This window comes from Heyndrickxia sp. FW510-T9, from assembly GCF_058781025.1.
Genome location: NZ_JBYSWK010000001.1, coordinates 245,050 through 267,336, shown reverse-complemented (window position 1 = coordinate 267,336; position 22,287 = coordinate 245,050). Strand labels below are relative to the sequence as shown.

Annotated in this window: 23 protein-coding genes; 4 read left to right on the top strand and 19 right to left on the bottom strand. The window is 35.2% G+C overall.

The window, feature by feature from the left end; translation table 11 throughout:
* The first annotated feature begins 108 nt into the window (after nt 1-108).
* Together AC3WJF_RS01305 and AC3WJF_RS01300 are read left to right on the top strand one after the other, a co-directional pair.
* Nucleotides 109-432: an SPW repeat protein gene (locus AC3WJF_RS01305; protein ID WP_492449277.1), complete on the top strand. Its 324-nt coding sequence runs from the start codon at nt 109-111 to the stop codon at nt 430-432.
* A 153-nt stretch (nt 433-585) separates the two neighbouring features.
* On the top strand, nt 586-1,203 hold the full coding sequence (locus tag AC3WJF_RS01300) for a hypothetical protein (RefSeq protein ID WP_492449276.1): 618 nt from the start codon (nt 586-588) through the stop codon (nt 1,201-1,203).
* 30 nt (nt 1,204-1,233) lie between these two features.
* Here AC3WJF_RS01300 and AC3WJF_RS01295 read toward each other — a convergent pair whose 3' ends face one another.
* Entirely contained in the window at nt 1,234-1,458 is a 225-nt protein-coding gene (locus tag AC3WJF_RS01295; protein ID WP_492449275.1) for a hypothetical protein, read from the bottom strand.
* Between the two features lie 207 nt (nt 1,459-1,665).
* On the opposite strand from AC3WJF_RS01295, the gene sda reads away from it, so the two are divergent.
* Complete coding sequence (gene sda, locus AC3WJF_RS01290; RefSeq protein WP_492449274.1) at nt 1,666-1,812, top strand: sporulation histidine kinase inhibitor Sda; 147 nt, start codon at nt 1,666-1,668, stop codon at nt 1,810-1,812.
* A gap of 802 nt (nt 1,813-2,614) precedes the next feature.
* On the opposite strand, the gene AC3WJF_RS01285 is transcribed toward sda, so the two are convergent.
* Nucleotides 2,615-2,893, bottom strand: coding sequence for a hypothetical protein (locus tag AC3WJF_RS01285; protein ID WP_492449273.1), 279 nt, complete (start codon nt 2,891-2,893; stop codon nt 2,615-2,617).
* Nucleotides 2,838-3,128 carry a hypothetical protein gene (locus AC3WJF_RS01280; RefSeq protein WP_492449296.1) on the bottom strand — a complete coding sequence of 97 codons (291 nt, stop codon included), beginning with the start codon at nt 3,126-3,128 and terminating at the stop codon, nt 2,838-2,840. Before AC3WJF_RS01280 ends, AC3WJF_RS01285 begins: the two co-directional genes overlap by 56 nt.
* Before the next feature lie 173 nt (nt 3,129-3,301).
* On the opposite strand from AC3WJF_RS01280, the gene AC3WJF_RS01275 reads away from it, so the two are divergent.
* A complete protein-coding gene (locus tag AC3WJF_RS01275; protein ID WP_492449272.1) occupies nt 3,302-3,433 on the top strand; it encodes a YjcZ family sporulation protein in 132 nt (43 codons plus the stop codon).
* Between the two features lie 402 nt (nt 3,434-3,835).
* Here the strand turns inward: AC3WJF_RS01275 and mutL are convergent, their stop codons facing one another.
* The 16 genes from mutL to ymfI form a co-directional block, all read right to left on the bottom strand.
* A complete protein-coding gene (gene mutL, locus AC3WJF_RS01270) occupies nt 3,836-5,737 on the bottom strand; it encodes a DNA mismatch repair endonuclease MutL (RefSeq protein WP_492449271.1) in 1,902 nt (633 codons plus the stop codon).
* Nucleotides 5,738-5,749: 12 nt separating this feature from the next.
* On the bottom strand, nt 5,750-8,338 hold the full coding sequence (mutS, locus tag AC3WJF_RS01265; protein ID WP_492449270.1) for a DNA mismatch repair protein MutS: 2,589 nt from the start codon (nt 8,336-8,338) through the stop codon (nt 5,750-5,752).
* A 129-nt stretch (nt 8,339-8,467) separates the two neighbouring features.
* A complete protein-coding gene (locus tag AC3WJF_RS01260) occupies nt 8,468-8,842 on the bottom strand; it encodes a VOC family protein (RefSeq protein ID WP_492449269.1) in 375 nt (124 codons plus the stop codon).
* A 154-nt stretch (nt 8,843-8,996) separates the two neighbouring features.
* Nucleotides 8,997-9,536, bottom strand: coding sequence for an outer spore coat protein CotE (locus AC3WJF_RS01255; protein WP_492449268.1), 540 nt, complete (start codon nt 9,534-9,536; stop codon nt 8,997-8,999).
* Between the two features lie 495 nt (nt 9,537-10,031).
* Nucleotides 10,032-10,463, bottom strand: a complete 432-nt coding sequence (locus AC3WJF_RS01250; RefSeq protein WP_492449267.1) for a YlbF/YmcA family competence regulator — start codon at nt 10,461-10,463, stop codon at nt 10,032-10,034.
* Between the two features lie 2 nt (nt 10,464-10,465).
* Nucleotides 10,466-12,010: a tRNA (N6-isopentenyl adenosine(37)-C2)-methylthiotransferase MiaB gene (gene miaB, locus AC3WJF_RS01245; RefSeq protein ID WP_492449266.1), complete on the bottom strand. Its 1,545-nt coding sequence runs from the start codon at nt 12,008-12,010 to the stop codon at nt 10,466-10,468.
* 266 nt (nt 12,011-12,276) lie between these two features.
* A complete protein-coding gene (spoVS, locus tag AC3WJF_RS01240; RefSeq protein WP_055740338.1) occupies nt 12,277-12,537 on the bottom strand; it encodes a stage V sporulation protein SpoVS in 261 nt (86 codons plus the stop codon).
* A 325-nt stretch (nt 12,538-12,862) separates the two neighbouring features.
* Nucleotides 12,863-13,660: a TIGR00282 family metallophosphoesterase gene (locus AC3WJF_RS01235; protein ID WP_492449265.1), complete on the bottom strand. Its 798-nt coding sequence runs from the start codon at nt 13,658-13,660 to the stop codon at nt 12,863-12,865.
* A gap of 147 nt (nt 13,661-13,807) precedes the next feature.
* Complete coding sequence (gene rny / locus AC3WJF_RS01230; protein WP_492449264.1) at nt 13,808-15,370, bottom strand: ribonuclease Y; 1,563 nt, start codon at nt 15,368-15,370, stop codon at nt 13,808-13,810.
* A gap of 254 nt (nt 15,371-15,624) precedes the next feature.
* The gene (gene recA, locus AC3WJF_RS01225; protein ID WP_492449263.1) at nt 15,625-16,662 is read right to left on the bottom strand and encodes a recombinase RecA; all 1,038 of its coding nucleotides are present in this window, start codon (nt 16,660-16,662) and stop codon (nt 15,625-15,627) included.
* Nucleotides 16,663-16,876: 214 nt separating this feature from the next.
* A complete protein-coding gene (locus AC3WJF_RS01220) occupies nt 16,877-18,127 on the bottom strand; it encodes a competence/damage-inducible protein A (RefSeq protein WP_492449262.1) in 1,251 nt (416 codons plus the stop codon).
* Nucleotides 18,128-18,339: 212 nt separating this feature from the next.
* Nucleotides 18,340-18,918, bottom strand: a complete 579-nt coding sequence (pgsA, locus tag AC3WJF_RS01215) for a CDP-diacylglycerol--glycerol-3-phosphate 3-phosphatidyltransferase (RefSeq protein ID WP_492449261.1) — start codon at nt 18,916-18,918, stop codon at nt 18,340-18,342.
* A gap of 151 nt (nt 18,919-19,069) precedes the next feature.
* Nucleotides 19,070-19,957, bottom strand: coding sequence for a helix-turn-helix domain-containing protein (locus tag AC3WJF_RS01210; protein WP_492449260.1), 888 nt, complete (start codon nt 19,955-19,957; stop codon nt 19,070-19,072).
* A 77-nt stretch (nt 19,958-20,034) separates the two neighbouring features.
* Complete coding sequence (locus tag AC3WJF_RS01205; protein WP_492449259.1) at nt 20,035-20,826, bottom strand: DUF3388 domain-containing protein; 792 nt, start codon at nt 20,824-20,826, stop codon at nt 20,035-20,037.
* Between the two features lie 261 nt (nt 20,827-21,087).
* Nucleotides 21,088-21,348 carry a DUF3243 domain-containing protein gene (locus AC3WJF_RS01200; RefSeq protein ID WP_492449258.1) on the bottom strand — a complete coding sequence of 87 codons (261 nt, stop codon included), beginning with the start codon at nt 21,346-21,348 and terminating at the stop codon, nt 21,088-21,090.
* A 210-nt stretch (nt 21,349-21,558) separates the two neighbouring features.
* The gene (gene ymfI / locus AC3WJF_RS01195) at nt 21,559-22,281 is read right to left on the bottom strand and encodes an elongation factor P 5-aminopentanone reductase (RefSeq protein WP_492449257.1); all 723 of its coding nucleotides are present in this window, start codon (nt 22,279-22,281) and stop codon (nt 21,559-21,561) included.
* Between the last annotated feature and the right edge of the window lie 6 nt (nt 22,282-22,287).

Below are 22,287 nucleotides of genomic sequence, written 5' to 3'. Positions count from 1 at the left end.
TTATTTTGGATGATAAAAATTAAAATTGTATGAAACTTTATCAAAATTTTTCATACAATTAAATAACGAAATATTCATTATTTCGTAAACCATCAAGGAGGTGCACACATGAAAACAAGAAGTACATTAAATGCGTTGATTGGTGTTTGGTTTATTATTGCTCCTTGGGTTGTCGGATTTTCAGATCAATCAGGAGCACTTTGGTCCAGTGTTGTAATTGGTCTCATCCAACTAATCTTGGCATTCTGGGCATCAAGTGAAACAGGGTGGAATTCCTGGAAGAACTGGATTACAGTATTAACCGGAGCATGGTTTGTCATTTTACCATTTGTTTATTCATTATCTAGTGGAGAAACTTGGGCCAGTGTTATACTTGGGGCAGTTACTGTGTTATTTAGCTTGTGGAACATGGGTACAAAACAGAGTAATTAAAATTATATTATCATTCCTACACACTTTAAACCCTGAAGACATTTTGCGCTTCAGGGTTTTTGTATTTTGCTGAGATTATAGCCTGTTATAAATATTTCTTTCCATGATGGATAACATAAAATAGGAAATATTCATAGGAGGTAAAATACAAAAATGTTAAAACGATTTATATTCAGTATCTCATTGATATTAACAGTAGGACTTATAATACATATTTCATCAGTAATTGCAGTTACACCAAACAAAAGTATAATCAACGGGGACGATGTGCATTTTCAATTAAGTCATGAAGAATTTATTAAACTTGAAAAACAAGGTTATAAAGTTCACGAAATTGTGAATGCAGCTCAAATTTCGATGTATGCAAATAAAAGTATCGAGAGTATCTTACGCTATTATAAAGAGCATCCGTCTTGGCATAAGACTGCTAATCATTTTGGAGTGGATTGGGAGAAGGTAAAAACGGAACAAATACGAAAAAACAAACTGTTATATAAGGAAAACAAAGAAAAGATTATATTGATGATCGCAAACTACACTAATCGGACAAGTGCAGAGATTAGTCATTATTTAAAGAATGATGCGGATTTACATTTTTTACTTGTTGCTGCAGCTATTTCCAAAACAACGAACAAAGAATTATCACAAATCATTGAATTTAAAAAAGAGGGAAAAAGCTTTGAGGAAATAATAAATACTGTACATGCTGATCGAAAAACCGTTTTTAATGAAGTTAAAAAACTCCATGATCAAATAAAACATATAGAGTAAGGAAAATGATATATCAAAATATACCTATTTTTAAGAAATGACTTTCTTATACTTTATCCTCCCTGGTGCGATTGATAAGACATTTTTTATCATAAATGTTCTTTGCCTATTTCGTAAATAGCAATATGCCCTAAATGAATCGATTTCAACAGAGAGGACTCTTATTGTTCGGTGCGTAATTTCCTGCTTATTAGAATAATAAATCATTTCAAGCTTTGTTCCTGTTTCAAGTGCCCTCAATAGAATTCCTTTCATGAGTATTCCTCCATTGCAATAATGTTTATTCTTATTATACACAAACATATGTTCTTTCAATACTTATTCAAGGAAATTTTTTAAATATACGTAGTAATTAAGTTCCAATATGTAGAGCAAAAAAAGTTACCTACTAATCAAATTTCTATTTAATAGTTTAGTATTGTTACCAAATGGGTAATTTAAAGTAATTCTAATAATAAAGGGGTGATACTTTTGGAAATTGTAGAAAAATTGTCTAATAAAGCTCTTCTAAAGGCTTATCATCAAGCTTGTGAGTTGAAGCTTTCAAAATCATTCATACGACTACTAGAAGTTGAACTAATTGCAAGAGACCTTTATATTTGGATATAGCTATTTATAAAATTTTATTGATAGCTTCTCAGGAAGCTTATTTTTTTGCCTATTAATTGAACAGAACAATCAAATTGGTCCATAAAAATAGTTCTACTTCTTCTCTAACCTTGCAACACCGATTTCGCTCACATCTACAACGAAGTAATTTTCAATAACTTAATCTATACTGGATGATGTGATTATCATTTCTGCTCCAATGACCTCTAATGTACTAAATGCAGGATTCAATTCTAATGTTATCCACCCAACAAATTTCTTCATGGTACTCCTCATTAACAGCAATGATAAATTAATTAGCATTATTAACTTATCAAAATCCTTTTCAATTAAATCTGTGAATTTAAGTTCCTGTCCTTCTAAAACAGTTCCTTTAAATTCGCTTTCTGGCTTCCTCTTCCCCGCCTTATCAAATTAATGAACAACACTTATTTCCACCGTTCTTTAACCAAAGATACATCCTTTTATTTCCATTTAATCCAAATATAATGAAAAACTAAAACTTTCATAGGTATAAATAACTAATTTTCGTTTGAATTATAGTTCCTTTTTACTAGTCCATCTGTTATTATATAAGCTGTGTCTTTTACTCGAACTCTAATTATGTGCTGAGATTAATCCAAAGCATTTGTTAATTACTACATGAGGTGAAACAATGTTTTTTGTAAAAAAGAAACTTGAAAAGAAAAAACGAAAATTCGTTCTAAAGAAGAGATTAATGACTCTTATACAGCAGAATAAGGAAAAAAATATTTTAGATTGATGATAGGAGGGATATAACTCTCTCCTATCATTTTGTTTCCTAAAACAACGTTTGCTGATAATAACCTGTTTCTGCAGCAATTGGATTAATCCATAAAACTTCTTGACGTTTTGCACCTGCCTCAGTAGCCACATCCATCGTTTCCCTTTGCCAATGCTTCAACCTTTCATCGTAATGATGATGGCCATATCCGGAAAGAATCACGGGACCAGGCTGGGAATCTAAAACCTCTAATAATTCGACATGATCATCAAGCGCTATTTCATGTTTTATTATGACTCTTCGTTCTCGTCTCAATGAAGTATGGAGGATTTGCATAAACAAGCACCACTTTCCTTTTATATCTCTCAAGAAACTTTACAGCTAGTTGATTCTCTATTTGCACCTGTTTAAGTCTTTTTGCTACAAAAAATAATTTCTCTGGAAGCTTGCTCCACTCTTTTGTATCGTCGGGGCAAGTGGATGAAATAAAACTTTTCCAACCTGTCCAATCACTTGTTTTTGCACCAATAGCCTGCCAACACCTTACTAAAAATCTCCTTGCATCTTCAATTTCATTACCTGTTTCAAATTCATTAGATTTATAATATTCCTCTCTTTTATCTGCTAAGACATTTCATTGATTAAATCAGTAAAATTACTATTTTCCCACTTGTCCGCTACTTCATCATTCATTAAGTTTCTTTAATCATATGATATTTAGTGAATAGGAAAGGTGGTGTATTTATGGGATGCTTTGGCGGATGTAACCAAGGATATGCTTATCCAACAACAGGTGGAATGGGTAACACTTTTGCTTTAATTGTAGTTCTTTTCATATTGCTGGTTATTATTGGCGCTATACTTTGCTTCGATTAGTTTGTTAAGGAATTTACCTTGAAGTATTAAACTGAGTCAAAAACCCTAACCAAACATTACCTCCTAAAAAGAAGTGTCTTACGATGCTTCTTTTTATGCCTTCGCTTTATCCATTGGCTACTTCACAAAATTTAATTCCCACCTTTGGAAACACAATTATGATTTTGTTTCGCCAAATGCATGCTGGAAAAACATCCTTTTTAAGCTTCACCATGGCAAATCGTCTTAGCCCATTGCCCTCTTCATCAACGTACAAAAATTCAGTTTGGTATCGATCATACCGCTTTTTTAACATTTCAATGTACCGCAAGCTAACAGCAATAAATGTGGTATATATGTGATTGTTACCACTAAAAAACAAGGCAAAATCCATATATATCAATGGTTTTGCCTTGTTATAAATTACATTATTCTTTTAAACATTTTTTCCATTTCATACACTGTGTAATGAATAATAATTGGTCGTCCATGAGGGCATGTGAATGGATCAGAGGCTTGGCGTAGTGAATCTAATAAAGCTTGAATTTCATCATTACGCAAATGGTGATTAGCTTTAATAGAATCTTTGCAACTCATCATAATGGCTGCTTCCTCACGAAGTTTTTTCACATCCACTTTTTTCATTAATATGAGCTGTTCTATCATATCTTCGATTATTTCTTTCTCTTCCCCTTTTGGAAACCAGACCGGATGGGAACGAACAATAAAACTATTATGACCAAATGGTTCCATAAAAACTCCGACAAAAGCTAATTCATCTAGGTTTTCTTCAATTTTTATATACTCATCGGTTGAATATTCAAATGTAATTGGAACAAGAAGGTCCTGTAGTTGCTTCTCTACTCGTCCAACTTTTTCACGAAAATATTCGTATTTAATTCTTTCCTGAGCTGCATGTTGATCAATAATATAGAGCCCTTCATCATTTTGGGCAAAAATATAGGTTCCATGCATTTGCCCAATTGGATATAAAGGCGGAATTCGACTATCACGTTGTTCTTCGACATGGTCTAATGTTGAAGCTGGGAGAACATTTTCCTCTAGATCAATTAGTTCTTCGATAACTTCAGGAAAAACAAGATCATCCTTATTTTCATATACTATGTTTGTTTGTTGCTTCTCATCTAAATGAAAAACCTTTCTCATCTCATTAATAGGCAACGTAGAAGCAGCTTCTTCTCTAGAATAGACAGGCTTATGAAATGGTGATTGCTTTTGTTCTACTGAATCATTCCTTGTTGGTAAATGATCAAGTTGTAATGTTGTTTGCGTTGGTGCTGTTTCTCTTTCTTTATGAACACTCCCAGATGGAATAAGTACCTTATCTTTAAACGCCTCTTTAATTGTGTTTATGACAAGTTCGTTTAATTCTTGTTCCTTACTAAGTCTTACCTCTAATTTTGAAGGATGCACATTGACATCAACTAAGACAGGATCCATTTCTATGTTTAGCAAAATAATCGGAAAACGTCCAATCGGTAGCAATGTATGATAACCTTCTTGTATAGCTTTCACGAGTGAATAATTTTTAATAAATCGCCCATTAATCATAGTAGAAATATAATTTCTAGATGCCCGCGTAATCTCTGGCATAGAAATATATCCGTTAAGTTTAAAGTCTAGTGAATTGGCGGTAATAGGAATCATTTGTTTTGCGATATTCATTCCATATATGGATGCTAAAACTTGACGTACATCCCCATTTCCATTCGTTTGTAACAGCATTCGTTCATTATGCCTCAAGCGGATTGATACTTCCGGATGTGCTAGTGCTAAGCGATTTGCGACATCCGTGATATTTCCAAGCTCTGTATGGATGGTTTTTAAATATTTTAATCGTGCCGGTGTGTTAAAGAAAAGGTCTGTTACTGTAATATCTGTCCCTTTTCTTCCTGAGCTTTTTTCATGCTTTAACAGTTTTCCGCCTTCGATCGCTACTTTTGTACCGGAATCAATTCCAGTCGAGGATATCATTTCAAGATGTGCAACAGAAGCAATACTTGGCAATGCTTCTCCTCTAAATCCTAATGTTCGAATGCGGAAAAGATCATTTTCATCCTTAATTTTACTAGTGGCATGACGTTGGAAAGCAAGGAGCATATCATCCTCTTCAATCCCTGAACCATTATCGATAATGCGAATCTTTTCCAGTCCAGCTTCCTCGATTTCTATTTCGACAATGGTACTGCCTGCATCAATTGCATTTTCGACTAGTTCCTTTACAACTGATGCTGGTCGTTCAACCACTTCTCCGGCTGCAATTTTATTAGAAAGTATATCGTCCAGTTGAATGATTTTCCCCAAGGAGAACACCACCTAGCCTTTTAATTTTTTCTGAAGTTCATAGAGCATGTTCATTGCTTGCAAAGGATTCATTTCTAGTAAATTGATACCTTTTAGCTCTTCAAGGATTTTCTTTTCTTTTGAAGATGTCCCTTGTTTAAGTTCCGTTTTCGGCTCATCAAAAAGTGAAAGTTGTGAATGATTTTGATCCACTTCGTGTTTTGGAGCATGCTGCGGTGCCTCAGAACTCTTTTCCAATTCAGCTAGAATTTCATTTGCACGGACAATTAAATCATGTGGAAGCTCTGCAAGCTCCGCAACATGTATTCCATAACTTTTATCTGCAGGTCCTTCCTTTATCTTGTGTAAAAAGACAACCTTCCCATTTTGTTCCATCGCACTTACATGAACATTTTTAAGTTGTACCAGATCTTCCTCTAACACTGTAAGTTCATGATAGTGTGTGGAGAATAATGTTTTTGCCTTGATACGATGATGAATGTACTCAATGATTGCTTGAGCAAGTGCCATTCCATCATAAGTAGAGGTTCCTCTTCCAATTTCATCGAATAATATTAGACTATCTTTAGTTGCGTTCATAATGGCATTCTTCGCTTCTAGCATTTCTACCATAAACGTACTTTGTCCTGAAATTAAATCGTCTGCGGCACCTATTCTTGTAAAGACTTGATCAAAAATCGGTAAACTTGCTTCGCTTGCAGGAACAAAACAACCAATTTGCGCTAGTATAGAAGTTAGCGCAATCTGCCTCATATATGTGCTCTTACCAGACATGTTTGGACCAGTTATGAGGAGCATTTCCCGTTCCATATCCATATAACAATCATTAGGGACGTACAGTTGTGAATCCATTACCTTTTCGACGACTGGGTGACGCCCGTCTTTTATGATAATTTTTCGCTCAAGATTAAAAGCTGGCTTAACATAATGTCTTGCTTCACTGATGGTTGCAAAACATTGAAGTACATCGATTTCACTAATGACATGAGCTAGACTTTGTAAGCGCGGAATATATTCTTTTACGATTTCTCGAAGCTGTAAAAATAATTCATACTCTAATTCGATACTTTTTTCCTCAGCCTGTAAAATTAATGCTTCCTTTTCTTTCAGTTCTGGTGTAATAAACCTCTCTGCATTCGTTAAGGTTTGTTTTCTATCATATCTTTCTTCTTCTAACAAATGCAAATTGGATTTTGTTACTTCAATATAATAGCCAAATACTCGATTATATCCAATTTTTAAAGACTTAATTCCCGTCCGATTTCGCTCTTCCTGTTCTAACTGAGCAAGCCATGTTTTTCCGTTGCGACTAGCATCACGATATTGGTCCAATTCATCATTATATCCATTTTGGATCATCCCACCATCTTTAACAGAAATAGGAGGATTATCTTGTATTGCTCTCTCTAACAAGTCAGTAAGTTCCTCACATGGATCAAGTTTTCTAGATAGCTGCAAGCTTTCCGGATGATGCAGCTGTTCTAAAATAGCTTGAATGATTGGCACTTGCTGTAAAGAGTATTTTAATTGTATTAAGTCTCTTGCATTTACATTTCCAAATGCAACCCTACCAGCAAGTCTTTCAATATCATAGACTTCTTTCAAATGTTCTCTCAAGTCCTGGCGTTCAAAATAATGCTCGATAAATGTCTCAACTAATAAATGTCTTCGTTCGATTGTTTGTGAATCGATTAATGGCCTATCAACCCAATTTTTTAAAAGTCTTCCCCCCATAGCTGTCATTGTTTCATCAAGGAGCCATAATAATGATCCTTTTTTTCCTTTAGATCGAATTGTCTCTGTTAGCTCTAGATTCCGTTTTGAATAGTAATCTATTTTCATGAATTGATGAATATCAAATTTTGTTACAGGTTGGAGATGGTCTAAGTTTCTTTTTTGTGTCCGGTGCAAGTAATTTAAAAGACGTATAACTGATTGTTGCAGTACTTCCGATTCAACGTTAACTAGTATTCTTTCAAACACAGGCTTTGTTTCTATACCATTTTCAATTGAAATCGTAGTATCTGTCCGTTCCTTTAGATAGATCAAATGCTGTTCATTAAATGAATCGGAAACAACAACTTCCTTTACCCCTAGAATGGATAGTTCGTTTACTACATATTCAAATACACTGTCAATTTGTGTTACGCGTCCTTCCCCTGTTGAAAGGTCTGTATACGCCAGACCATAAGTACCATTATCAAAAGCCGTAATGGAAGCAATATAATTATTTTCTTTTTCTGCTAATCCTTTTCCATCCATCCTTGTACCAGGAGTAATAAGTTGAACTACTTCTCTCTTCACAACACCTTTGGCGGTTTTTGGATCCTCTACCTGTTCACAAATTGCAACTTTATATCCTTTTTCTACTAGTTGTTCAATGTAATTTGGAGCGGAATGGTATGGGACACCACACATCGGAATCTTTTCCGTGCTACCCCCATCACGGCTAGTTAATGTAATTTCTAATTCTCTAGATGCCTTAACAGCATCCTCAAAAAACATTTCATAAAAATCACCTAATCGAAAAAATAAAAAGGCATCTTGATATTCTGCCTTCACCTGTAAATATTGTAAAATCATAGGAGTATATTGACTCATTTCTACCAAATTCCTTTCCGTTCAACATGTTTAGCTAAAAAATATTATATCATATACGACAGGTGAACTTCATGAAATCTAATATTTAGAAAAAATCGGATGGGTTTTCCATCCGATTTTTTGGCTTTACTATTCAAGTATGAACTCAAGAAATTCCATTCTGTTGCCAAACGGATCTGATACATGGATTCTGCTTCTTCCATCAATTGGTGGTTCCTCTTTCCATTCAATGTGATGGTGTTTCAATGTATTTTTTAGCTCTTCGATATTTTTAACGATTAATCCTGGATGAGCTTTTATAGCTGGTTTAAAATCTTCTTCAACGCCAATATGAATTTCCTGGCTCCCACATTGAAACCAGCAACCGCCTCTTGCACGAAGGTTTTCCGGCTTTGGAATTTCTGTTAAACCTAGAACGTTCGAAAAAAAATGTCTAGCTTCAACTTCACAGCCTTTAGGCGCAGCTAATAATATATGGTCAATACCTTGAAAAGCAAATGACATATGAAACATCCCCTTTTTTGGTTACTTCCACTTCTATTGTACATATTTGTTTGAATCATTACTTATATGAAATGTTTATGGATTACTATAAGAAAAATGAATATATAAAAGATGAAATACAAAAAGAAAAACTAGGAAGCTATCTTCCTAGTTTTTACTCCTCTTCTGAACCTACTAAAAAGTCTGGATCTAATTCTTCAAATTCTTCGTCTAATTCCTCTTCCCATTCGTCATCACAATCACAACCATCTGGATGAATGGCAACACATACCTTTGTTTCTCCGATGACTTCAACGAGGAATTCTCTTTCTACATTTACGATGATTTTATTTCCATTTGGTGAAATAACTGCTTCTACACAATTAGGTTGCTGAAGGACTCGAACCACTACTTCTTTATCATCTAAACTATCTGGATCGCGATAACTTAGTTTTACAATATCAGTGTATTCCACTTTTTCTGTAACAACCGAAGTTTTCGTATTATTACCATGAGAATACCAGACGTTTATTTCGTATGAACCCCTTATTTCGACTTTTTTGTCGACCTTTTTTGCTTCATACTTATGATTAATAATCCAGCAACCTAATATGCTCGATGGATGATGCGGCGGTGTGATCGTATGATTGGACTGTGTGAATTTGCGTCCCTTCGCTACGACCGCTTTCGTTATTATTTCTCTATATTCTGCCATTCGAGCGAAACCTCCTCATTTATTTTCAATTCATCCTATGCATGCCTATAGACTAGTGTGCCAATATTTTTGCAATCACTACGGGAAATACAGTACTCCAACTTTCCTAACTAGAAAATAGTACAGTACTATGTTCATGATAGAAAACTATAACTTTTATGGGTTAATTCATTATATGTAGAGGAGTTTATTGTGTTCTAGGCACTTAGAAAAGTAGAAGAACCGCAATACTGGCATATGGATATTGTAGTCTTCGACGCAAGACTTAGGAAAAACAACGAAGTAATTCACGAGCTATTGAAATTGTCACTTCAAATTTCACCGAGTAAAATAGCATTTTCAATTTCACCTGATGCCCTTATCCGTAAAGAGGAGAAGGAGCAATACGCTTACCGATAGGCGCTTTTGAAATTAAAGTAAAAATTTCACCTGGAACTAGTCAATTTATATTGAATAAAAAAGACCATTATCTTTTAAGATAATGGTCCACATGTATTAATTACAATTTCCAGGTGTACTATTTTTTACTTTTGAACCTGTTTCACCGCGAAGAAGATCTCCACCTGTTGAAACTACTATTTCATCGGTGACTGTATTGGAAATAGTTGATGCAACGATTTGTAGGAGGTCGTTAACATCCGTTTGCGATTGCTTAAACTCTTGAACAATTGGAACCTCATCCAATTCTGTCTCGATTTTTTCAATTTTAGCCTCTACCATTTTGAGCGCTTCGGTTTTTCCATAATGTTGAAAGTTAACCGCTTGTTTTTGCAAGCTTTTAATACTTGCAATCATTTCACGAACCTTTTGATTTTCATTAATTTGTGCTTCTGCACGCTTAAAGAAATCTACTTCCTCTGTTTCAGAAATAATTTTCGCAAGCTCTGTAGCACGTGCAACAATATCATCTTTTGTATATTTTTTCATCTTTATTTCACCTCGACAACTTCTAGTTCTTCCAGCATTTCTCCATTTAAAGACCATGTTTTCGCTTCAGTAATTTTCACCTGGACAAGTTTGCCTATCGCAGATTTAGGTGCTTTGAAGTTTACAAGTTTATTTTTTCTTGTATAACCTGCTAAAACTTCTGGATTATTTTTGCTTTCCCCTTCTACAAGAACTTCTACTGTTTGCCCTTCATATTTTAATAAGGCTTCACGAGATAGTCCATTTACGACTTCATTTAAGCGTTGCAGACGTTGTTTCTTCACTTCCATTGGGATATTATCTTGCATTTTTGCAGCCGGCGTTCCTTCACGTGGTGAATAAATGAATGTATAGGCCATTTCAAAACCTACTTCACGATACAGTGACATTGTTTCTTCAAACTGTTCGTCTGTTTCGTTTGGAAAACCAACGATGATATCCGTTGAAAGAGCAACATCTGGCATTGCTTTTTTTATTTTTCCTACTAATTCCAAATAACGTTCCCTTGTATATTTCCGTCCCATGATTTTTAAAATATCACTTGAACCAGATTGGACAGGAAGATGAATATGTTCCACTAAGTTCCCTTTTTTCGCTAGTACCTCAATTAAACGATCATCGAAATCACGTGGATGACTTGTCGTAAAACGGATTCGCGGGATATCTATTTTACGAATATCATCCATTAGATCACCAAGGCCATATTGGATATCCTCAAAATCTTTTCCGTATGCATTAACATTTTGTCCTAGCAGGGTAATTTCTTGATATCCTTGTGACGCAAGATGTCTAACTTCTTGAATGATTTCTTCAGGACGGCGACTTCTTTCTTTTCCACGAGTGTATGGAACGATACAATACGTACAGAACTTATCACATCCGTACATAATATTCACCCATGCCTTAATACTTCCTCTTCGAACTTTAGGAAGGTTTTCAATAACGTCGCCTTCCTTAGACCATACTTCAATAACCATTGCCTTCGACATATATGCTTCTTTTAATATATTTGGTAGGCGATGAATATTATGTGTTCCAAATATCATGTCAACATGATGATGTTTCTCTAAAATCTTATTCACTACTGATTCTTCTTGAGACATACATCCGCAAACACCAATTAATAAATCTGGCTTTTCAAGCTTTAGTGGCTTTAAATGTCCAATTTCACCAAATACTTTGTTTTCAGCATTTTCTCTGATAGCACAAGTATTTAACAAAATAACATTTGCATCTTCTACAGTGTCAGTTGGTTCAAAACCAAGCTGCATAAAGATACCGGCCATTACTTCTGTATCATGTTCATTCATTTGGCAGCCATATGTGCGAATATAGAATTTCCGGCCATTTCCCATTCCAAGAAACTCTTCATCGATTTGGAAATCATTATGATATTTAACTTCTTCTCTCCCACGTTTTCTAGCTTCTTTTAAATTTGGCGGGATATATACAGATTGAAAGTACTTGCTGTAATCCTTTTCGGATTTTTTGTCCGCTGGATTAGCTGTACTAACTTGTTGACTTTCCAAACGTTGTTTCTCGTTCATAATTATCTCCTTCCTATACCTAAGCTTTACTTAGATGCCATCTATTTTATCTTAAATTATCTGAGGTTCCCAATAATAAATACTAATATACACATTATTTTAGTATAAAGCCTTTTTATAATGAATACAATAGCTTGGGAGTATTGTTGATAATTACTCACAAACAATTAGTGGCATCCCCATTTCATTTAGAGCAAAAATAAACCTGATTGTTATTTAAACAATCAGGTTAATATTTCTTTTTATAAATACTAAACAATAATCTTTTATCTTGGTTCCACAATTAACTTTATTGCCGTTCTTTCTTCCCCTTCAATTTGAATATCGGTAAAAGCCGGTATACAAATTAAATCAACTCCGCTAGGTGCAACGAAGCCCCTCGCAATTGCAACTGCCTTTACTGCTTGGTTTAATGCTCCTGCGCCGATAGCTTGAATTTCCGCTCCACCTCTTTCACGAAGAACACCGGCAAGTGCACCAGCTACAGAATTAGGATTGGATTTTGCTGAAACTTTTAATATCTCCATTTCTTCTCCTCCTTGTTATATACGGGTACCGAATGCCCATTCAGAGTGAACCATTCTGGTATAATCATTCCATTGCTACTATATTCAACAGAAACCGATTGTATTCCGGCTTGCCCTAAAAAAGAGGAGAGAAAAAACAAAAGTGTAAGCGCAGCAGCTCTAGCGTATGGATTTCGTAGTCTTCGACTGAGCTAAAGGAAACCGTGCTGAGGTAGTTCACGAGCTATTGAAATTAGCACTTCAAATTTCACCGAGTAAAATTTGAAATTTAATTTTACCGAGTAAAATTTGAAGTTTAATTTTACCTGAAGCTAGACGCAGATAATTAATCCATAAATGGGTGATCATCATTAATTAAGATGGTGTCGATTTTCTTGGAAAGACCTGTTTTTGCATCTATTTCAATCAAACATGCACATAGTTGATTTCGACCAGTTTTAGGCACCTCAAAACGAACAGGAAGGCTTGTAAGAAATCTTTTTAACACGACTTCTCTATCCATACCTAATATACCGTCATATGGACCGGTCATACCAACATCGGTAATATACGCTGTCCCATTTGGCAGGATTCGATTATCTGCTGTTTGAACATGTGTATGTGTGCCGACTACCGCAGAAACTCTCCCATCCAAATACCATCCCATTGCTTGCTTTTCACTTGTAGCTTCCGCATGGAAATCTACAAAGATGATGTTTGTTTTTGTTTTGGCAATTTTAATAAGTTCATCGGCTTTCCTGAATGGATCATCTAAAGGTGGCAAAAATGTTCTTCCTTGTAAATTAATAACAGCGATTTCAATGCCATTTATATTTACAAAAATAAGACCTTTCCCAGGTGTACCTTCTGGAAAATTTGCTGGCCTTACCATATATTTTGCATCGTCAATAAATTCAAAGATCTCTTTATTATCCCATGCATGATTCCCTAAAGTAACAACATTGGCACCCTTTTCTAAAAATTGACGATAAATTTTTTCTGTTATCCCTTTCCCACCTGCCGCGTTTTCACCATTAATTATCGAAAACTGTGGGCGAAATTTCGCTTTAAGTTTCGGTAAATATTCTACTATCATATCGCGACCAGACGAACCGACTACGTCTCCAATAAACAATATTTTCATTATTATCCCTTTCTACTCTACAAGATCTCTTGCAATATTTATTTTATATGATTTCAGTCTTAAAACAAAAGAATCCATTAAACCTTATGTAAAAATAAATGAAAGCGGTGTGTTTACACCGCTCCCTTAAAATAATTTTTATTTATTTTATTTGGCATATTCTACGGCTCTAGTTTCGCGAATGACCGTTACTTTAATATGGCCAGGATAATCAAGCTCACCCTCAATGCGTTTTCTTATATCCCGCGCTAATCGATGAGCTTCTAAATCATTAATTTGCTCTGGTTTTACGATAATACGAACTTCTCTTCCAGCTTGAATAGCGAAGGATTTTTCAACGCCTTCATACGATTCGGAAATTTCTTCCAACTTTTCAAGTCGGCGAATATAGTTCTCAAGCGTTTCACTCCGAGCACCAGGACGTGCTGCTGAGAGTGCATCTGCAGCTGCAACCAAGACAGAAATAATGGATGTAGGTTCAGTATCTCCATGATGGGAAGCAATACTGTTAATAACGACAGGGTGTTCTTTATACTTAGTCGCTAATTCAACACCAATTTCTACGTGGCTACCTTCTACTTCATGATCGACAGCTTTTCCAATATCATGTAATAATCCAGCGCGACGAGCAAGCCTTTCATCCTCACCCAATTCCGCGGCAAGCATGCCTGAAAGATGGGCAACCTCCATCGAATGCTTTAATACATTTTGTCCGTAACTTGTACGGAACTTCATCCGACCTAGGATTTTAATTAAATCCGGATGGAGTCCATGAACGTCAACCTCAAAAGTTGTTTGTTCACCAATCTCACGAATATGTTCATCCACTTCACGTCTTGCTTTGTCGACCATTTCTTCAATACGTGCAGGATGAATTCTTCCATCCTGAACTAGCTTCTCAAGTGCAATTCTTGCAGTTTCTCTTCGAATTGGATCAAATCCTGAAAGAATAACAGCTTCAGGAGTATCATCTATAATCAGATCAATTCCAGTCAATGTCTCTAATGTACGAATATTACGTCCTTCACGGCCGATAATTCTACCTTTCATCTCATCGTTTGGAAGATTGACTACTGATACTGTTGTCTCTGCAACATGTTCAGCAGCACACCTCTGAATTGCAAGAGAGAGAATGCTCTTAGCCTTTTTATCCGCTTCTTCTTTTGCGCGATTTTCACTTTCTTTCACCATAATGGCTACTTCGTGTGAGAGTTCATCTTCCACTCTCTTAATAATAATCGCCTTCGCTTCGTCACGGGTTAGACCAGAGATACGTTCTAGTTCTGCTTTTTGTGTTTGTACCATCTCGTCCACTTTGCTTTCCATCTCTTCAATATGTTGTTGTCTTTGATTCAGAGAATCCTCTTTCTTTTCTAGAGTTGCTTCACGCTTATCGAGTGATTCATCTTTACGATCGAGGTTCTCCTCCTTTTGCAATAATCGATTTTCTTGTTTTTGCAATTCATTTCTTCGTTCACGAAGTTCACGTTCAATATCAGTACGAAGTTTATGATTTTCATCCTTTGCTTCTAACAGTGCCTCTTTTTTCAAGGCTTCCGCTTGACGCTTTGCATCTTCTATAATCTGCTCTGCGGCATTTTTAGCTCCTGTTATTCTCGCTTCTGCAAAAGACTTACGAACAAAATAGCCAACAACTACACCAACGATTAGGCCAAGCAAAATGGAGATGATTGCTAATACTGGTGGCATCTTTTCACCTCCCCTTGCTATGAACTTGTATCATGTCTCAAACATGTCGGCTGCAACATTGTTACAAAGGTTTCAATATACAGCACTTAGGCTTCAAAAAATATCATTTTTAAAAAAAATTATACATATTAATTTTATAGTTGTGAATATTTATTGTCAAGGGTTTGCCGAAAGTGATTACATTTTATGGTACAAAGAATAATAAATAAGAAAAAGAGCAAAGCCAATTATTACCATGGCCATGCTCTTTTCGTTTATTCTAATTCAAATTCTTCTTGTGATTCATCAACTGGTGCTTCTTTTTCTTCATCTAAACTATAATGATCACGGATTTTAAACATTACCTCGTCGCGAACCTTTGGATTTTCTTTCAAAAATAGCTTAGCATTTTCACGACCTTGCCCTAGTCGTTCATCGTCATACGAATACCAAGCTCCGCTCTTTTGTACAATATCTAACTCAGAGCCCATATCAATAATTTCGCCTTCTCTTGATATTCCCTCACCATACATGATATCAACTTCAGCTACACGGAATGGTGGAGCCACTTTATTTTTTACTACTTTAATTTTAGTTTTGTTTCCGACGATATCATTTCCTTGTTTTAGCTGTTCCGCACGACGAACTTCAAGACGAACTGAGGAATAGAATTTTAGTGCACGTCCACCAGGAGTTGTTTCCGGGTTTCCAAACATCACACCAACTTTTTCCCTGATTTGGTTAATAAAGATTGCGATTGTTTTTGACTTATTAATAGCTCCTGATAGCTTGCGTAGGGCTTGAGACATTAAACGAGCCTGTAAACCGACATGGGAATCACCCATTTCCCCTTCGATTTCTGCTTTTGGTACAAGAGCTGCAACGGAATCGATAACAATAATATCAATGGCACCACTTCGTACAAGTGCTTCTGCGATTTCTAATGCCTGTTCCCCAGTATCAGGTTGAGATAATAGCAATTCATCAATATTAACACCTAATTTATGTGCGTATACTGGATCAAGCGCATGTTCGGCGTCGATAAATGCTGCTTGACCGCCAGATGCTTGTACTTCTGCTATCGCATGAAGAGCAACGGTTGTTTTACCAGAACTTTCTGGACCATAAATTTCAATAACACGTCCTCTAGGATAACCACCTACACCTAATGCAACATCAAGAGCAAGTGATCCACTTGGTACAGTAGAAATCTTTCTATCCGTTTGTTCACCAAGTTTCATAATAGACCCTTTACCAAACTGTTTCTCTATTTGTTTAAGAGCCATATCTAAGGCTGCTTGTCGATCGCTCACAAATATTTCCTCCTCATTCACCATGTATTCTATTAATTTAATACCTTATCCTTACTATAACTGTTTTTAGGCATTTTGCCAAGTAAAATATCGAACATCTATTCGATTGTTTTTCACTTATAAAGAGCAATAAAAAAAGCATTTACTATATAGAAAATGCTTTTTTTATTAATAAACTTTGTTTAAAATGAGTTTTTTGAAATAAAAAAAAATATCACCTTGGAATTATCAAATCTATCTCTCGTAGCAAGTAATAACATCCATATTTCACACTACGAAGCCTGTTGCTGTTCCGGTTACTAGCAAGATTTAGTAAATATGTTTTGGGCGGATTGTTTTTAATCGAAATTCCAATCCAAATCGTGCCTGGATCTTTCCCTTCTAACGAGTCTGGTCCTGCAACACCGGTGAAACTTATTCCAATATCTGAATCTAGTAAAGTTCGAATATTTTCTGCAAGTTCAGCTGCACACTCCTTACTAACAGATCCGTGCTTTTCTATTGTATCCTGTTTTATATTCACTAATTTCTGCTTCGCCTCATTGGAATAGCATACAATCCCACCTTTAAAAATAGAGCTAACACCAGAAATTGATGCCATATCCGATGAAAACATTCCAGCTGTAAGGCTTTCTGCACTTGCTATTGTAAGTCCCGTACTTAGCAATCTTTTTACAAGCTCGTTCATGAGTGTCGTTTTGTCATAACCATAACAATATTCACCAACTTGCTCCCAAATTGCATGTTCTGTCTTATCAATCATTTTTACTGCCTCGGATCTGGACTTATGTTTAGCAGTAATCCTTAGTGTTACTTCACCATCAGAGGCATACGGCGCAACCGTTGGATTTGATTGATTTGTTATAATGCTTTCTATTTCGGTCTCTAACTGGGCTTCACCAATTCCAAAAAAACGCATCACCCGTGATTCAATATGTTCAATTGTGTCCATTTGCTCAAGGATAGCTGATCTTCCATATTTATCAAACATTGGCTCCATTTCAAATGGGGGTCCAGGAAGAAGCATGTAACAATGGGATCCGTTTTTGATGAACATTCCTGGTGCCATCCCAAAATTATTTGGTAACACTAATGCTCCATCAAGAATTAACGCTTGTTTTTTATTATTTTCAGTCATCTCCCGCTTCACTTTTAGAAAATATGCTTCAATTGAAGTTAGCGCAACTTGATCAGTTACAAGGCACTTCCCTATATGTGCGGAAATAGTTTCCTTCGTAAGATCATCCTTCGTCGGTCCTAATCCACCTGTAAAAATGATTAAATCCGCTCTATTTTCTGCAATCTCAATAGCACTCTTTAATCTTTTAGGGTTATCGCCAACTACCGTATGATAGTAAACATTTACTCCTAGTTCAGCTAATGCAGTGGAAAGAAATTTAGCATTGGTATTTACGATTTGTCCCAATAAAAGTTCGGATCCGACAGCAATAATTTCAGCATTCATTTAAGAAATACCTCCTTTTTACTTGGGGTTGAATACGTATAAATTGTTAAAATCCAAAAGCCGATTTTAACCTATTGCTTTTCGAACCTAATTTAATTTCTAATAAGTATTAGTTTCGTGACATTTTTTTAGTAGTATTACCCATTCTAAAGCTGAATGAAATAATTTAGAGATTTAAGATTACAAATACTACAATGTTTAAGAAAAGAGCCTTACTTAGAGTTTGTAAAAATAGAACGGTTCTTATATATATAATCCCAGCCTGAGTAAACTGTAAATATCATTGCAACCCATAACGAAATGGTAGCAAACGGAATATGAATTGCTTCAAACGGAAAGTTATGTAACAACAACGCAGCAATCGCTATTGTTTGCGCCCACATTTTTATTTTCCCTGGCATAGCCGCAGCAACTATCTCACCTTCTCCTGCTAATATTGCCCTTAATCCTGTAATAGCAAATTCTCTACTAATGATAACGATTACTATCCAAGAAGGAACAGAACCTATTTCTACCAAAATAATAAGCGCTGATGAAACAAGTAATTTATCTGCAAGTGGATCTAGGAATTTCCCGAGATTTGTAACAAGGTTATATTTTCTTGCAAGATGTCCGTCGAACCAATCTGTAATAGAAGCAATAATAAAAATAATAGCTCCTATTAAGTGGGTAGCAGGTAAGCTAATATTTAATAACTCGACATTCCCCCATGGTAACGGTGCTACCATAATAATAATAAAAATAGGAATTAAACATATACGTAATAGTGTAATTTTATTAGGTAAATTCAAGGTACTTCCTCCATTAAATTGTTCTGTCTGAGATATAAATAAAGATCACATTGTGTTTTTACAAGAGTGGCAAGGGATGCTATCCTTGCACACTAGTTATTTCTATGTTTACCAATAAGTTCTAAACCTAAAAATAGTCATCAATTGATGACTATTCAGTTTTTAACTGCTCAAATTGAATTGTAATGTTTTGTGTATTTAACTGTGATGCATACTCTAATTTTTGATCATTAACTAATATTTCAGTATCTGGCACATTCCCAATTATGATAAAAGCTTGGTCTTCCTGTGTAAAATCTAAAGATTGATTATCTCCTTTGTTCAGAGTACCCTGATAATAAGTTTTTCCTTTTCCATTATTAACTAAAATCCACGTTTTTCCTGATGATGAAATCGTTAAGTTAAACTTATCAGTATTGGATAACTTGAAAGTTGAATTTTTTCCACTAGAACTGACAACTTTTAATTTTTGAACAGGCTCAGCTTTTTCCTCTGTATTGGTAGAATCATCATTTTTGGAGTCGGAATTAGTTTCTTCATTAGGATTTGTTTGGTTATTATCAATATTATTATTGTTTGAATTTGTCTTGCTTGATTTACCTGACTCATTCACTCTAACTTGCGAGCTATTCGAATTGTTTTGCTTATCAGCTTGACCACTTCCGGAGTACTTTTGCACCACAATCCATATTAAAAATACAAATGCAACAACAAAAACCACTACAAGAATTGTCGGCAAGACGCTAAATACTATTGAGGTGCCTTCTGATACAGTACTTCTTGATTGGACTCTGGATATTTGTTCTGTAATATCCTGATTATGTGTAACTGGAACATCGTTTTTAAATTCTTCAAAAATCCGGTCAGATTCAAGCCCTATAGCTTCTGCATATTGTTTAATAAAAGCACGAACATAAAATTTTCCCGGAATACTATCATAGTTTCCTTCTTCAATACCTCTTAAATATCGCTTTTGAATTTTTGTGATTTCCTGTAAGTCATCTAAACTCAAACCTTTAGCTTTTCTTGCTTCCTTCAACCGACTTCCTAATTCCGTCAACAATAGCACCGCCAATCTCATTTTAAAACTGTATTTATTTATGTATTCTTTCTTCTTTAATAATCAAACCCACCGAAGCCATCATTATTCAATAAATTATTTTTTTGAATTACTTCATATGTAATTTCCTGTTCAGGGTTGTCTCGCAGTTCGATAATATAATCAAAATCTTCTAGTGAATACTCAGAATTTTGCACAAAAATATCTGGGTGTTCAATAACTTTCACAGCAGGGATCCTCATTATCTCTCTAACCAGTTGCCAATGTTTTTCATTTGCACGATGGGTTGACACTATTCCATCCAAAATAAAAATATTGTTGGCACTATATTCATCATTAATAAGCTGATTGCGAATTGTTTGCTTTAATAAAGTAGAAGAGACAAAGAGCCACTTTTTGCTTGCACATACACTAGCTGCTACTACAGATTCTGTCTTTCCAACACGCGGCATACCACGAATCCCGATTAGCTTATGCCCTTCTTGTTTAAACAATTCTGCCATAAAATCAACTAATATTCCAAGTTCATCACGAATAAATCGAAATGTTTTTTTATCATCAGCGTCTCTTTGTATATAACGTCCATGTCTGACTGCCAATTTATCTCGTAATTTTGGTTCGCGAATTTTTGTTATTTTTATTGTTTCCATTGTTTGTAAGATAGATTCAAGTCTCACGATTTGTTCTTCATTTTTCACCAATAGAAGAAGCCCACGTTTCCCCTCATCTACACCATTAATGCTTATAATATTAATAGATAGCATTCCTAACAAAGAAGATATATCCCCTAAAAGTCCTGGTCGGTTTATTTTAATTTCATATTCTAAATACCATTCTTTTCGATCCATATTGACCTCCTAAATAGGAAAACACGATACTCTGGCTTCTAGCTTATATAATATATGATTTTTGTAAAAGATGAAAGGAAAAACTACCTTATTTCCCAATAAAATGTGATTAAAAAAAATCTTAAACAGAAGAAAAAGAAGTTCAAGTAGATTTGTGATTCCTTTGGAAAATGCTAGTAAAAAGGTTCATCCAAGGAACCACAAACATACTAAAGGTTTACATAGAAAAAGAGGGGCTATAGTCCCCTCTTCCCATTTTAGCTATTGCCCAGTTCCGTTATTCTGTACTAATTTCACCATAACATTTGCCATTGCTTGTTGTTCTTGTTCATTGGCAACAGACCATAGATCCGCTAATACTCTTTGTTGTTCATTCTTTGGGTCAACTTGACTAGCTAAGTAATCTCCAACTTGTCCTGCAAGCTGATTGATTGTTTCCTGTGACATTCCTTGTGTCTTTGCTTGATTTAATCGATCACCTAAGAAGTTTTTCCATTGATCCCAATTTTCTATAACAGACATCTCATGAACCTCCTTCAAATATGTTCGAAATTATTTTGCTACCGGTATGAAATCTTATACCTTAAAATAATGGAATTTTTTTTGAAAAGTCGCTCATTCTCTCTGAAAAAAAATTATTAGGTCAATTTTTACTTAAGCAAGCTATAAATGTACCGAATTTGCATAAGAAGAGCAGATTATCCAATATTTCAATAAGCTAATAGTTCATTTCTAGGTATACCAACCGCCGTTAATAGCAAGAACATGTCCAGTAATATAACTTGCTTCTTCTGATAATAAAAATGCTATTGTTCCTGCAATTTCGTTTGGCTCCGCCATTCTTCCTATTGGAATATCTGCTTGTATCTCTTGGAGATCTTCTTCTGTTAAGTTTGCAAGCATATTTGTTTTTACTGCACCGGGTGCGACGGCATTTACCCTTACTCCACTTCTCGCCACTTCTTTGCTTAGAGCTTTTACAAAAGATATTTGTGCTCCTTTAACAGTCGAATAAACTACCTCACATGACGCCCCTGTTTGCCCCCAGATTGAACTGACAAAAATTATTTGAGAGGTTTCATTTCTCATTAATTTCGGAAGCAATTTCCTTGTCAATAGCATTGGCCCATGGACATGAATATTCCACATATCTTGAATTATCTTATCTGCTGTATCCAGAAACAATCCATAGTGTGCTATACCGCTAATAAAACATATTGCATCAAGATGAAAAACATTTTCCAACACCTTTTCCACTCCATTGTGTGATGAAAGGTCGGCCTGTATAGGGATTATTTCAATAGAATATGACTTTACATGATCGATAATTTCCTCGATTCCTGCTTTATTTTGATGATAATGAAGATATAGATTCCACCCTTTCTTCGCTAATGTAATCGCTGTCTCTTTTCCAATTCCACCACTTGCTCCTGTAATGAGAGCATATTTTTTCATTTTCAT

Bases quoted from the DNA above. Each gene is read 5' to 3' on its own strand.
- AC3WJF_RS01305 (WP_492449277.1), top strand. From the start codon at position 109: ATGAAAACAAGAAGTACATTAAATGCGTTGATTGGTGTTTGGTTTATT.
- AC3WJF_RS01300 (WP_492449276.1), top strand. From the start codon at position 586: ATGTTAAAACGATTTATATTCAGTATCTCATTGATATTAACAGTAGGA.
- AC3WJF_RS01295 (WP_492449275.1), bottom strand. From the start codon at position 1,458: ATGAAAGGAATTCTATTGAGGGCACTTGAAACAGGAACAAAGCTTGAA.
- AC3WJF_RS01285 (WP_492449273.1), bottom strand. From the start codon at position 2,893: ATGCAAATCCTCCATACTTCATTGAGACGAGAACGAAGAGTCATAATA.
- AC3WJF_RS01275 (WP_492449272.1), top strand. From the start codon at position 3,302: ATGGGATGCTTTGGCGGATGTAACCAAGGATATGCTTATCCAACAACA.
- mutS (WP_492449270.1), bottom strand. From the start codon at position 8,338: ATGAGTCAATATACTCCTATGATTTTACAATATTTACAGGTGAAGGCA.
- AC3WJF_RS01260 (WP_492449269.1), bottom strand. From the start codon at position 8,842: ATGTCATTTGCTTTTCAAGGTATTGACCATATATTATTAGCTGCGCCT.
- AC3WJF_RS01255 (WP_492449268.1), bottom strand. From the start codon at position 9,536: ATGGCAGAATATAGAGAAATAATAACGAAAGCGGTCGTAGCGAAGGGA.
- AC3WJF_RS01250 (WP_492449267.1), bottom strand. From the start codon at position 10,463: ATGAAAAAATATACAAAAGATGATATTGTTGCACGTGCTACAGAGCTT.
- miaB (WP_492449266.1), bottom strand. From the start codon at position 12,010: ATGAACGAGAAACAACGTTTGGAAAGTCAACAAGTTAGTACAGCTAAT.
- spoVS (WP_055740338.1), bottom strand. From the start codon at position 12,537: ATGGAGATATTAAAAGTTTCAGCAAAATCCAATCCTAATTCTGTAGCT.
- AC3WJF_RS01235 (WP_492449265.1), bottom strand. From the start codon at position 13,660: ATGAAAATATTGTTTATTGGAGACGTAGTCGGTTCGTCTGGTCGCGAT.
- rny (WP_492449264.1), bottom strand. From the start codon at position 15,370: ATGCCACCAGTATTAGCAATCATCTCCATTTTGCTTGGCCTAATCGTT.
- AC3WJF_RS01220 (WP_492449262.1), bottom strand. From the start codon at position 18,127: ATGAATGCTGAAATTATTGCTGTCGGATCCGAACTTTTATTGGGACAA.
- AC3WJF_RS01205 (WP_492449259.1), bottom strand. From the start codon at position 20,826: ATGGATCGAAAAGAATGGTATTTAGAATATGAAATTAAAATAAACCGA.
- AC3WJF_RS01200 (WP_492449258.1), bottom strand. From the start codon at position 21,348: ATGTCTGTTATAGAAAATTGGGATCAATGGAAAAACTTCTTAGGTGAT.
- ymfI (WP_492449257.1), bottom strand. From the start codon at position 22,281: ATGAAAAAATATGCTCTCATTACAGGAGCAAGTGGTGGAATTGGAAAA.